The 11,963-nt window shown below is 72.7% G+C and carries 11 protein-coding genes; 8 read left to right on the top strand and 3 right to left on the bottom strand.

The features are described from left to right. Positions 1-197 precede the first annotated feature (197 nt). Complete coding sequence (locus tag AC07A6_RS27795; protein WP_478778951.1) at positions 198-1,373, top strand: DUF2786 domain-containing protein; 1,176 nt, start codon at positions 198-200, stop codon at positions 1,371-1,373. 5 nt (positions 1,374-1,378) lie between these two features. Here AC07A6_RS27795 and tatA read toward each other — a convergent pair whose 3' ends face one another. Then, positions 1,379-1,543, bottom strand: a complete 165-nt coding sequence (gene tatA / locus AC07A6_RS27790) for a Sec-independent protein translocase subunit TatA (RefSeq protein WP_362461907.1) — start codon at positions 1,541-1,543, stop codon at positions 1,379-1,381. Positions 1,544-1,688: 145 nt separating this feature from the next. Here tatA and AC07A6_RS27785 point away from each other — a divergent pair, with 145 nt between their 5' ends. Together AC07A6_RS27785 and AC07A6_RS27780 are read left to right on the top strand one after the other, a co-directional pair. Beyond that, complete coding sequence (locus AC07A6_RS27785; RefSeq protein WP_478778950.1) at positions 1,689-3,734, top strand: FUSC family protein; 2,046 nt, start codon at positions 1,689-1,691, stop codon at positions 3,732-3,734. 170 nt (positions 3,735-3,904) lie between these two features. After that, complete coding sequence (locus AC07A6_RS27780) at positions 3,905-4,150, top strand: DUF397 domain-containing protein (RefSeq protein WP_125818357.1); 246 nt, start codon at positions 3,905-3,907, stop codon at positions 4,148-4,150. Positions 4,151-4,276: 126 nt separating this feature from the next. Here AC07A6_RS27780 and AC07A6_RS27775 read toward each other — a convergent pair whose 3' ends face one another. Next, positions 4,277-4,771: an ATP-binding protein gene (locus AC07A6_RS27775; RefSeq protein ID WP_362461914.1), complete on the bottom strand. Its 495-nt coding sequence runs from the start codon at positions 4,769-4,771 to the stop codon at positions 4,277-4,279. A gap of 361 nt (positions 4,772-5,132) precedes the next feature. Here AC07A6_RS27775 and AC07A6_RS27770 point away from each other — a divergent pair, with 361 nt between their 5' ends. From AC07A6_RS27770 to AC07A6_RS27750, 5 genes are all read left to right on the top strand, one after another. After that, positions 5,133-6,011: a helix-turn-helix domain-containing protein gene (locus AC07A6_RS27770; RefSeq protein WP_362461917.1), complete on the top strand. Its 879-nt coding sequence runs from the start codon at positions 5,133-5,135 to the stop codon at positions 6,009-6,011. Positions 6,012-6,103: 92 nt separating this feature from the next. Then, positions 6,104-7,561: an aldehyde dehydrogenase family protein gene (locus AC07A6_RS27765; protein WP_478778949.1), complete on the top strand. Its 1,458-nt coding sequence runs from the start codon at positions 6,104-6,106 to the stop codon at positions 7,559-7,561. Between the two features lie 107 nt (positions 7,562-7,668). Then, positions 7,669-8,187 (top strand): DinB family protein, encoded by a 519-nt coding sequence (locus tag AC07A6_RS27760; RefSeq protein ID WP_362461923.1) that lies wholly within the window; start codon positions 7,669-7,671, stop codon positions 8,185-8,187. A gap of 85 nt (positions 8,188-8,272) precedes the next feature. Continuing rightward, complete coding sequence (locus AC07A6_RS27755; RefSeq protein WP_362461926.1) at positions 8,273-9,031, top strand: MerR family transcriptional regulator; 759 nt, start codon at positions 8,273-8,275, stop codon at positions 9,029-9,031. Between the two features lie 153 nt (positions 9,032-9,184). Beyond that, on the top strand, positions 9,185-9,925 hold the full coding sequence (locus AC07A6_RS27750; protein ID WP_386273753.1) for a DedA family protein: 741 nt from the start codon (positions 9,185-9,187) through the stop codon (positions 9,923-9,925). 66 nt (positions 9,926-9,991) lie between these two features. Here the strand turns inward: AC07A6_RS27750 and AC07A6_RS27745 are convergent, their stop codons facing one another. Beyond that, entirely contained in the window at positions 9,992-11,632 is a 1,641-nt protein-coding gene (locus AC07A6_RS27745; RefSeq protein WP_362461929.1) for a threonine/serine exporter family protein, read from the bottom strand. Between the last annotated feature and the right edge of the window lie 331 nt (positions 11,633-11,963).

Raw genomic sequence — 11,963 nt, 5'->3', positions numbered from 1 at the left:
CTCAAACGCCGGCGGGGCTGTCCATAGCCCCGCCGGCGTTTGAGGCGCGGGTCCGGGCAGCGCCCGGGGAACGGTGGAAGGGCGGGTAGGGGACCTCGCCCCGCGCAGCGGCACAGCCAGCCGCACACGTCCACCGGCCCCGGCCGCGGGAACCGCCCCGCCCCGGGCAGCGAAGGGCGGCGTGCCAAGCTGAAGGGGTGAGTGACAGTGCCGAGACCGTCGACCGGGCCTTCGCGGCCGCCCTCTACGCCCAGGACGACGCCGGGCTCGACGTAGGGGCGTCCGTGCTCGCCGCCGACGGCGCGGCGTGGGGCGCGGTCGGGCGGGAGCTGCTCGCGCGCGGGGAGGCGTACGTGCGGCAGGCGTGGGAGCGGGGCTGGCAGCCCGCCGACGTGCTGCGGCTGGTCCGGCGGGACCTGGACGCCGTGCACCTCGCCGTCGCCGGGGACGTGATCGCCGCCGAGGCCCGCCGGTACGCCCGGCTGCCCGAGCGGTGGGGCGCGGCGGAGGTGTGGTGGCCGGCGGACGAGGAGTACGCCGAGGGGCTCGCGCGCCGCGAGCGGGCGGACCGGTTCACCCTGGCCACCGCCGTCCTGGAGCTGTTCCGGCTGCTGGTCCGGCTGCCGTCGATCGAGCCGGTGGGCCCGGTGCCCGGGGACCCCGCCGGGGACCTCGCGGAGCACGCGCACATCGAGCCCCGCATGCTCGGCCGCATCCGGGCGCTGCTCGCGAAGGCCGAGGCGACGACCTACCCCGAGGAGGCCGAGGCGCTCAGCGCCAAGGCGCAGGAGCTGATGGCCCGGCACACGGTGGACGAGGCGCTGCTCGCGGTGCGCGGCGGCGGTCCCGCGCAGGTGCCCGGCGCCTGCCGGATCGGGGTCGAGCCCCCGTACGAGGAGGCCAAGGCGGTGCTGCTGGACGCGGTGGCCACCGCCAACCGCTGCCGGGCGGTGTGGAACAGCGCCTTCGAGTTCTCCACCGTCGTGGGGTTCGAGAGCGATCTGGAGGCCGTCGAGCTGCTGTACACCTCGCTGCTCGTGCAGGGCACGGCCGCCATGACCCGGGCGGAGGCCGCCCAGCGGGCCGGCGGGCGCAAGCGGACCAAGACCTTCCGGCAGTCCTTCCTGCTGGCCTACGCCAGCCGGCTCGGCCGCCGGCTCGCGGAGACCGCCGAGCACACCGCCACCGAGGCCCCCGACTACCTGCCGGCCCTGGTGGCCCGGGACGTGGCGGTCGGCGCGCGGGCCGACGAGATGTTCCCCCGGACCACGACCACCCGGCTGCGCGGCGCCACCGACCACGCGGGCTGGGAGGACGGCACGGCGGCGGCCGACGCCGCCCACGTCGGCGGGCGGCGCCCCTCCCTGCCCTGAACGCCCTAGACGGTGTCCTCCGCGCGCATGGCCCGCGCCTCCGACTTGAGGATGCGGGCCGACCTGCCCAGTGAACGGGCCATGTCCGGCAGCCTCTTCGAGCCGAAGACCAGCAGGGCGACCGCCAGGACGATGATCACGTGCCAGGGTTCCAGGCCGTTGCGGAGCATTCCGTGCCACCTTTCGGACTTTGGGACTTTCCGACTTTCGGATGATGGTCGATCGACGGTGCGGCCCCATCGAACAGGGCCGCACGGGTGGTGCACAACTCTGAATAAAAGCTGAAAAGAGTGACGAACGGATACGCTCGACGCCATGAGCTGGCTCCGCGCGCTGAAGGACACCGCGCGCGCGGGCATGACGGTCGAGCGGGCCCGCCTGGAACCCCTGGTCGCCCTCCGGGCCGCCGCCGGGCTCGCGATCGTCATCGCGGCGGGGCTGGCCCTCCTCGGGCCGGGCGCGGCGGCCAGTTCCGCGTTCGGGGCCTTCATGGCCGCCATCGCCACCTTCCAGCAGAGCTGGCGCCCCCGCCCCGTGCTCGCCCTCGCCTCCGGGCTGACCCTGGCCGTCTCCACCTTCGCCGGGTACCTGGTCGGCTCCGCCCACATCGGGCTGTTCCTGCCGATGCTCGCCGTCTGGACCTTCGCGGCGGGGCTGATGTGGGCGGCCGGGCCCACCGCCGGGATCATCGCCTCCGGCAACGTCGCGATCATGCTGGTCACCGTCACCCTGCCGACCTCCGTCCCGCAGGCCGCCGGGCACGCCGCGGTGATCGCCGCCGGCGGGGTGGTGCAGGCCCTGCTCATCGTGCTGTTCCCGGTCCGCCGCTGGGGTGCCCAGCGCGACGCCCTGGCCGACGCCCTCGCCGCCGAGGCCGACTACGCCCGCCGGCTGCGGCACGACCCCGTCAGCTCCTTCGACCCGGAGCCGCTGATGAAGGCCCGGGACGCCGCCGCCGTCACCGTCCGGCAGGCCCGGCGGCGGCCCGCCGAGCTGCACGGGGCGCGGGGGCTCGCGGAGCGGGTCCGGCCCGTGCTGGCCTCCCTGGCCGACCCCGCCGTCGGGGCCCCTGCCGAGGGGCCGGCCCGCGAACGGGTCCGGGAGCTGCTCGACGCCGCCGGGGCGGTGCTGGACGCCGCCGCGCACGCCATCCGTCACGGGGACCCCGTACGCCTGCCCGCGCCGGCGCTGGCCGTGCTGAAGGCGCCCGACCTGCCGGAGGTGTTCACCGGCGCGCCGCTGCGGGCCGCGCGCAGGCTCGCCGCCCTGCTGGACGACGTACTGGAGACGGCCGAACCGGGCTCCGGGCGCACCGCAGACCCCGCCGAGGCCATGCTGCGGCCCACCGTGCCCGCCCTGGTGCCGCTGGCGCTGAAGGCCGTACGGGCCGAGCTGCGGCCCGGCTCGCCCGTGCTGCGGCACGCCGTGCGGGTGACGGCGGCGGCGTGCGCGGGGTACCTCGTCGGGCACGCGCTGCCGTTCGGGCACGCCTACTGGGCGCCGATGGCCTCGGTGATGGTGATGCGGCCCGACTTCACCCAGACCTGGTCCCGGGCCGTCGCCCGCTTCGGCGGCACCCTGGTCGGGGTGGGCGCGGCCACGGCGGTCGTGCAGCTGGCGCAGCCGGGGATGTACCTGTCGGGGCTGCTGGCCGTCGTCAGCGCGGGCCTGATGTACGTGCTGATGCGCACCGGGTACGCCGTCACGCAGGTCTTCGTCTCCGCGTACGTGGTCTTCCTGCTCGGCATGGGCGGCGTCCGCTGGGACCAGACGGTGCCCGACCGGATCGCCCTCACCCTCGTCGGCGGGGTCCTCGCGATGCTGGCGTACGCCGTCTACCCGGCCTGGGAGACCCCGCGGCTGCGCACCCGCCTCGCCGACTGGCTCGCCGCCGACGGGCGGTACGCGGCCGCCGTGCTCGGGCAGTACGCCGACCCGGCCGGAGCCCGGCGCGCGGACGTGCGGGAGGCGCTGCTGGAGGCCCGGGACGCCCGCATCGCCTGGCAGGAGGCCCTCGCGCGGGCGGAGGGGGAGCCGGTGCGCCACCGGGGGCTGTCCCGGGCGGCCGCCGAGGGCGCGGGGGACGCGCTGGCGGCGCTGGGCCGGGGCGCGATGCTGCTGGAGGCCCACCTCCCCGACCGCGACCGCGACCCGGTGCCGGGGGCCGCGGAGCTGGCGCGGGCGGTGCGGGAGGCGACCGGGGCGGGGGCGAAGGCGGTCCGGGAGCGCCGGGTCCCGCGGTGGGACGGGGTCCGCGAGCTGCTGGCCGGCTGGGAGGCCCCCGGCCCGGACGTCCTGCGCGGGGCCGCCGGGCAGCTGCTGGAGTCGCTCGACGAGGTGTCGGAGGCGCTGCGCCCCTGACCAGGGCCCCTGTGCCGGTGAAGCGGAGCGCCGGGGTCCTGAGCCGGCGCCCATGGTGATCAACAGTGATGGGCGGAACACCGCGCGTGCACGTGCATCTGCCCATGCATGCAGTGGTGAACACAGCTATGATCCGGTGCAGTTGACATCTGCACTATCGGGGGCTTCCTGTGGACCACGCGTACAACGGGATGGCAGCTGCAGAACTCACTTCCCTGTACCAGCTGACCTGGCAGAAGAGCAGACACAGCAACTCGCAGGGATCCTGCGTGGAGTTCGCCAGACTGCCCGGGGGCGACGTCGCCATGCGCAACTCGCGCTTTCCCGACGGACCGGCGCTCGTCTACACGCCGGCCGAGATAGAGGCGCTGCTGGCGGGCGTCAAGGACGGCGAGTTCGACCACCTGGTCGGCTGACGGAACGGCGCAAAGATCACGCCATGCACGTGCACCGGCCGGGACCGATCGCAGTGATCGGTCCCGGCCGGTGGTCCGAAAAAGCGCCCCGCGGGCGTGCCGCACGGCGGGTGCGGCTCCGGAGCATCAGTCCTGGAAGTCCTGGAGCATGAACAGCGCCCAGACCACCTTGCCGGTGAGCCGCCCCGCGAGCGGGTGCCAGCCCCAGCTGTCGCTGTAGGCGTCCACCAGGAACAGCCCCCGCCCCGACTCCAGGTCGCAGTTCTCGTCCGTGCGCTCCGGCGCGAAGGATCCGCCCGGCCGGTCCTCGCTGGGGTCCCGCACCGCGCACACCAGCCGCGTGCTCCACCGCATCAGGTGCAGCCGTACCGCCGCCTCCGGCTCGCCGGACGGCCGCGCCTCGTCGGGCAGGGCGTGGCGCAGGGCGTTGGTGACGAGCTCGGAGACGACGAGGGAGACGTCGTCGAAGCGGTTGTCCAGACCCCACTGGGAGAGGGTCGACCTGGTGAAGTGGCGGGCGCCGCGCACCGCGTCGAAACGGGCGGGCAGGGCGCAGGAGGCGGATCCGGAGACAGCCGTGGGGTCGACCGGGGGCAGCCCCTGCCGTAACGGCTCGAGCATGACCGATCCATTCGTCCCCATGCGAGGCACTCCCGGGATTCGCGGACGAAGCGGGCGGCTTTGTCCAAAGAGAACTGCGGGGTGGGTCCCGCGCCGGCGCGAAGAGCACGCAGGTGCGCGGCACCATCGTTCCGAATGCCGAAGCCGGATGCAAGGGCAGATGCACGTGCACGCGCCCGACCCGTCCACTCCCGTGACGGTTCTTGCTCATTTCTTCCTACGCATACTTACGGACTTCTTTTCCGGGACGCCGGATTCCGTTACAGAACGAGTACGGGCCGATGCGTTTTGGTGGCAGACTGCGGCACCGGGGTACGGGGGCTCCGACGAGGCACGCGCACACCACGCGCACACCATTGCGATGGGGAGGGCAGGACTAGTGACCGCAGAAGCCAGCGGTTCTGTGGTGCGCCGCATCCTCCTGGGCTCACAGCTCAGGCGACTCCGAGAATCCCGCGGCATCACCCGTGAGGCGGCCGGCTACTCGATCCGCGCATCCGAATCGAAGATCAGCCGCTTGGAGTTGGGAAGGGTGAGCTTCAAGGCCAGGGACGTGGAGGACCTCCTCACGCTCTACGGGGTCACCGACGGCACCGAGCGGGAGTCCCTGCTCGGCCTGGTCCGAGAGGCCAACGCGGCGGGCTGGTGGCACAGCTACGGCGACGTGCTGCCCGGGTGGTTCCAGACGTACGTCGGACTGGAGGGGGCGGCCTCCCTCATCCGCATCTACGAGGTCCAGTTCGTCCACGGCCTGCTCCAGACCGAGGCGTACGCCCAGGCCGTCGTGCGCCGCGGCATGCCCGGCGCGAGCGCCGCCGAGATCGACCGCCGCGTCGCGCTGCGCCTGGAGCGCCAGAAGGTGCTGGTCTCCGAGAACGCCCCCGTCTTCCACGCCGTCCTCGACGAGGCCGCGCTGCGCCGCCCGTACGGCGACCGGGACGTGATGCGCGGTCAGCTCGAGCACCTCATCGAGATCAGTCAGCGGCCCAACGTGCGGCTCCAGGTGATGCCCTTCTCCTTCGGCGGGCACGCGGGCGAGAGCGGAGCCTTCACCCTGCTGCGCTTCCCCGAGTCCGACCTCCAGGACATCGTCTATCTGGAGCAGCTGACCAGTGCGCTCTACCTGGACAAAGAAGAAGAAGTGGCCCAGTACGCGCGGGCGATGGAGCGGCTCCAGGCCGACTGCCCGGACCCGGGACAGACCCGCGATCTCCTGCGCGGACTCCTCCAACTGTCCTGAACCGCACGTACTATGACGTCTGATCAGTGCATGAAGATGACCGATCGGTCTCCGGTGCAGCGCAAGGGTGCGCGCTCGCAGTAAGGGATGGCATGTCCATATTCACCGACCTGGCTCACCAGTACATCGACGGCGAATGGCTGGCCGGCACCGGTTCGTGGGACATCATCGACGTCAACCCGTACAACGGGGAGAAGCTCGCGGCGGTCACCGTGGCCACCGTCGAGCAGGTCGACCGGGCCTACCGTGCCGCCGAGCGGGCCCAGCGCGACTGGGCGGCCACCGGACCCTACGCGAGACGCACCGTCCTGGAGCGCGCCCTGCGGATCACGGAGGAGCGCCACAAGGAGATCGTCGAGGCGATGATCGACGAACTCGGCGGGACCCGTCCCAAGGCCGAGTACGAGGTCCACCTCGCGATGGAGTTCCTGCGCGAGGCGGTCCAGCTCGCCGTCCGCCCCGAGGGCCGCATCCTGCCCTCGACCGTCCCCGGCAAGGAGAACCGGGTCCAGCGCCTCCCGGTCGGCGTGGTGGCGGTGATCAGCCCCTTCAACTTCCCCTTCCTGGTGACCCTGAAGTCGGTCGCCCCGGCGCTGGCGCTGGGCAACGCGGTCGTGATCAAGCCCAACCAGAACGCCCCGGTGGCCGGCGGCGGGATCATCGCCAAGATCTTCGAGGACGCGGGCCTGCCGGCCGGACTGCTGAACGTGCTGGTCACGGACATCGCGGAGATAGGCGACGCGATCCTGACCCACCCCGTCCCCAAGGTCATCTCCTTCGCCGGCTCCGACCGCACCGGCCGCCACGTCGGCTCGGTCGCCGCCCGCCACTTCAAGCGCACCGTCCTCGAACTGAGCGGCAACAGCGCCCTCGTCGTCCTCGACGACGCCGACGTCGACTACGCGGTGGACGCGGCCGTCTTCAGCCGCTTCGTCTTCCAGGGCCAGGTCTGCATGGCCGCCAACCGCATCCTCGTCGACGCGGGCGTGGCCGAGGAGTTCACCGAGAAGTTCACCGCCCGCGTGCGCGCCCTGAAGACCGGGGACCCCCGCGAGGCCGACACCCACATCGGCCCGCTCATCAACTCCTTCCAGGCGGACGCGCTCACCGCGCTCGTGGACCGCGCCGTGGAGTCCGGGGCGCGGGCGCTCGTACGGGGATCTACGCGCGGCAACCTCGTCGAGCCGACCGTCCTCACCGACCTCCCCGAGGACTCCCCGCTGCTGGGGCAGGAGATCTTCGGGCCGGTCGCCCTGCTGGTGGTCTTCGACGGGGAGGAGGAGGCCGTACGCCTGGCCAACGCGACCCCGTACGGGCTCAGCGGCGCGGTGCACACCCGCGACGTGGAGCGCGGCGTCCGCTTCGCCCGGCGCGTCGAGACCGGCATGTTCCACGTCAACGACTCCACCATCGGGGACGAGCCCCTCACGGCCTTCGGCGGCGAGAAGGCCTCCGGGCTGGGCCGGCTGGGCGGCGAGGCCACCGTGGAGGCCTTCACCACCCAGAAGTGGATCTCGGTCCAGCACGGCCGGACCCAGTTCCCGTTCTGATCCCCGCCATCCCGTGCGGAGTTGCGGACAGCACCTGACCGCAAGCCTCCGTAGCGTGTTCCTTGTCAGCGGGAGGGAGAGCCCCCGCACACGGGACGAAGAGGTGGATGGTCATGGCACAGATTTCCGGTGAGGTCCTGGGCGACGAGCGCGGCACCCTGCTCGCCTTCATCGAGTCCCAGCGCACCGCGATGCGCGAGGCGGTGGCGGGGCTGACCGAGGAGCAGGCCGCGAGCCGCCCGAGCGCCAGCGAGCTGTCCCTGTCCGGCCTGCTCAAGCACGTGGCCGAGGTGGAGCTGGGCTGGCTGCGGATGGCGCAGCAGCGGGACAACGAGATCGCCGCCGCCCGGCAGGACTACTCCGAGGGCTTCCGGCTGACCGGCGAGGAGACCGTCCCGGCCGTACAGGCCTTCTGGGACGGGGTCACCGAGGAGCTGACCGCCTTCGTCGCGGACCTGCCCAGCCTGGACGAGACCTTCCCGCTGCCGCCGGCGCCGTGGTTCCCCGAGAACGGCAAGGTCTCCATGCGCTGGATGCTCCTGCACCTGATCGAGGAGTTCGCCCGGCACGCGGGCCACGCGGACGTCATCCGGGAGTCCCTGGACGGCACCAAGGCGATGGGCTGACCGCCGGCCCGGGACGGGGGCTTGCACCTCACGTGGCGTGAGGAACCACAGTGGGGGCGTACCCAACCGGAAGGAGCGGAAGGCAATGGGCTACTCCGTGGGCCAGGTCGCCGGTTTCGCCGGAGTCACGGTGCGCACCCTGCACCACTACGACGAGATCGGGCTGCTCTCCCCGAGCGGCCGCAGCGGCGCGGGACACCGGCGTTACGACGACGCCGACCTGGACCGGCTGCAGCGGATCCTGTTCTACCGGGAGCTCGGCTTCCCGCTCGACGAGGTCGCGGTCCTGCTGGACGATCCGCACTCGGACCCGAGGGAGCACCTGCGCCGGCAGCACGCCCTCCTGTCCGAGCGGATCGCCCGGCTCCAGCAGATGGCCAAGGCCGTTGAGCACGCCATGGAGGCGAACAAGATGGGCATCAACCTCACGCCCGAGGAGCGCTTCGAGGTCTTCGGGGACAAGGACCCCGAGCAGTACGCGGAGGAGGCCGAGCAGCGCTGGGGCGGCACGGAGGCCTACGCGGAGTCGCAGCGCAGGGCCGCCGGCTACACCAAGGACGACTGGAAGCGCATCCAGGACGAGTCCGCCGACTGGGGTGCCCGGTACGCGGCGCTGGTGGCGGCGGGCGAGCCGGCGGACGGCGAGGCGGCCATGGACATGGCCGAGGAGCACCGCCTGCACATCGGGCGGTGGTACTACGACTGCCCGTACGAGATGCACACCTGCCTCGGCGACATGTACGTCGCGGACGAGCGCTTCAAGGCGTACTACGACTCCATGGGTCCCGGCGTCGCCGAGCACCTGCGGGACGCGATCACGGCGAACGCCGTGCGCAAGGTGTAGCCGCCCGTAGCAAGGCGTAGCGGAACCTCCGCCCGTCCCGCCCCCTCCGGTACCTGGAACCCGGTGGGGGCGGTGTGCGTTCATAATTGAGACCGCCTGCCAAGTCTCGTCCCCCACCGCAGACGTCCCCCTGATCCAGGAGAGCCCGGAAACGTGGAACCCCTCTACACGCTTGCCCTCGGCCCCCAATGGCTGTCCCCCGAGTACCTGATCGGGCACTTCGGCCTGGTCGGCATCCTGGTCATCGTCTTCGCGGAATCGGGCTTCTTCGCGTTCCTGCCCGGCGACTCCCTGCTGTTCACGGCGGGCCTGTTCGTCGCCAGCGGCGACATCAGCCAGCCGCTGTGGCTGGTCTGCACGATGATCGCGGCCTCCGCGATCCTCGGTGACCAGGTGGGCTACCTGCTCGGCAAGTTCTTCGGCCCGAAGCTCTTCAACCGGCCGAACAGCAAGGTCTTCAAGAAGGAGAACCTGGACGCCGCGCACGACTTCATGGAGAAGCACGGCCCCAAGGCGATCGTGCTGGCCCGCTTCGTGCCGATCATCCGCACGTTCGCGCCCATGGTGGCCGGCGCGAGCGCCATGAAGTACCGGACCTTCCTGACCTTCAACGTGGTCGGCGGCATCCTCTGGGGCGCGGGCGTCACCGTCCTCGGCTACCAGCTGGGCCAGTTCGAGGTCATCAAGAAGAACGTCGAGCCGATCTTCATCGGCATCGTGCTGATCTCGGTGATCCCGGTGATCTTCGAGGTGCTGAAGGCCCGCAAGACCAAGAAGGCCGAGGCGGCCGCCGGCCCGGCGCAGCCCGGTTACCCGCAGCCCGGCTACCCGCAGCAGGACCAGCAGCAGCAGCCGCCGGCCCCCGGCCAGCGCGGCCGCCACGCCAAGCGCTGAGGCCCCGGCCCCCGAACCCCCCGTACGCCCCGGAGACGGCCCGTCCCCGGGGCGTACGCGTACCCGTCAGAAGCCGCGGGTGCGCTTCGCCGCCGCCCGGCGCCTGGCCGCGCTGCGCGCGCCCGGGATCCGCATGAAGAGCCGTGAGCTCTCGGAGCCGAGGTTCACTCCGATCGCGATCGCGAGCGCGATGGCGGCAGCGTTGACGAGCGAGGCGAGCCCCGCGTCGAGCCGGTTCTCGGCGATCGAGAGCAGCCCGTAGTACGTGGCCGAACCCGGCAGCAGCGGCCCGATCGCGGCCGTCACGTACGGCAGGGCGGAGGCGAACCGGTAGCGCGAGAAGAGCTGGCCGAACAGGCCGACCAGGCCGGCCGCGATGGCCGTCGACGGCACCGGCGGCAGCTCGGCGGCGCGCAGCGCGCCGAAGGTCACCCAGGCGACCCCGCCGTTGAGGGTCACGATCCACACCGTGGAGCGCTCCTGCTGGAGCAGGATCGCGAACGTGAACACCAGGACCATCGAGGCGAGGATCTGGAGCACCGGGCGGTGCGGGATCTGGAGGACCTCGTCCGGGTTCGGCGAGGCGCCGAACTGGAGGCCGACGTAGATCACCACCAGGACGCCGACGATGATCCCGATGAAGAGGTACATCACCTCCAGCAGGCGGGCGGAGGCGGTGATGTAGTAGCCGGTCAGCCCGTCCTGCACGGCGGCGACCAGGGCCCGCCCGGGCAGCAGCGCGAACAGCCCGCCGGTGATCACGGCGGAGGCGCGGACGTCGAACTCGGCGATCTTCAGGGCCACGCCGATGGCGGCCGGCGGCATCGCGGCGACGACGAACTGGTAGAACTCGGGCAGCCCGCGGTCGGCGAAGTACCAGGCCAGGCGGTCGCCGAGGACGGCGCCGAGGGCGGCGCAGAAGAAGACGGTCACCCCGCCGCCGACCAGCGTGGAGGCGGCCCCCGCGAGCAGTCCGGCGGCGGCGGTGAGCACCCAGGTGGGGTACGGGTGGCGGTTGCGCCGGATCACGGCGAGCCGGCGGTAGGCCTCCTCCAGGGAGACGTCGACCTCGGGCGCGCTGATGTCGTCGACCAGCCGGAAGACGGCGGCGAGGCGGGTGTAGTCGGTGCCGCGGCGGCGCACGGTGCGGTTCGCGGAGACCGGGTCGCCGACCAGGGAGGGCTGGTGGGTGATGGACAGCAGGGTGAAGGTGACGGTGGGCTCGCAGCGGTCGAGCCCGTAGGAGCGCGCCACCGCGAACATCGCGGCCTCCACGTCCTCGGCGCCCTCGCCGCCCGCCAGCAGCAGCTCGCCGATGCGCAGGGTCAGGTCGAGCACGCGGCCCACGGCGGGGCCGGACTCGCTCTGCCGCTGGACCGGCTCGGGGACCGGCCGGACGTCCACCGGCATGCGCAGCATCGTGCGCATCCGGTCCTGCCAGGGGGAGGAGGCGGGGAAGCCGGGGGCCGGGAGGGGGGTGTAGGCGGGCGGGGACTGGCTGGCGCTGTAGGTGGCCGGGGCGGCGAAGGCGGAACCCTCCGCCTCGGCGGGGGGCGGGGTGGCGCCCTCCGGCAGGGCGAACTCGGAGGTGGGCTGGTCCTCGACCGGAACCTCGGGCTCCATCCCGGGCGGGGGAGTGAACGCGCTGCGCGCCTCGTCGGACTTCGGCTTCCGGTCCTCGGGACCGGGCCCTTCGGCCTCCGCCACGCATCCTCCCACCCTTGATCACCTGGCGGTATCAGTATGCGGAATCGTTTCGTCCGTGGCGAAGCGAGCCCTTGCCGGCGCCGGCCCCGGACCCCGGTCCTCAAACGCCGGACGGGCTGGATATATCCAGCCCCGCCGGCGTTTGAGGCGTGGGGGTCTGGGGGCGGAGCCCCCAGGAGGGCTCCGGGCGCAGCCCGGGGAACGGGCGAAGGGCGGGTAGGGGACTCGCCCCGCGCAGCGGGACCCGCGGCCGGGAACGCCGCAGCGGGGGGGGGGCCCGTGGGGGGGTGCGCCGCCGTGGTTCGGGGGTCTCGAACGGGGGCTCATGGTG

The sequence above is a fragment of the Streptomyces sp. NPDC044002 genome (assembly GCF_056434525.1).
Note: the sequence above shows the minus strand (reverse complement) of the source record. Positions and strands in the feature narration are given on the sequence as shown.

Bases quoted from the DNA above. Each gene is read 5' to 3' on its own strand.
- AC07A6_RS27765 (WP_478778949.1), top strand. From the start codon at position 6,104: ATGTCCATATTCACCGACCTGGCTCACCAGTACATCGACGGCGAATGG.
- AC07A6_RS27755 (WP_362461926.1), top strand. From the start codon at position 8,273: ATGGGCTACTCCGTGGGCCAGGTCGCCGGTTTCGCCGGAGTCACGGTG.
- AC07A6_RS27785 (WP_478778950.1), top strand. From the start codon at position 1,689: ATGAGCTGGCTCCGCGCGCTGAAGGACACCGCGCGCGCGGGCATGACG.
- tatA (WP_362461907.1), bottom strand. From the start codon at position 1,543: ATGCTCCGCAACGGCCTGGAACCCTGGCACGTGATCATCGTCCTGGCG.
- AC07A6_RS27770 (WP_362461917.1), top strand. From the start codon at position 5,133: ATGGGGAGGGCAGGACTAGTGACCGCAGAAGCCAGCGGTTCTGTGGTG.
- AC07A6_RS27775 (WP_362461914.1), bottom strand. From the start codon at position 4,771: ATGCTCGAGCCGTTACGGCAGGGGCTGCCCCCGGTCGACCCCACGGCT.
- AC07A6_RS27760 (WP_362461923.1), top strand. From the start codon at position 7,669: ATGGTCATGGCACAGATTTCCGGTGAGGTCCTGGGCGACGAGCGCGGC.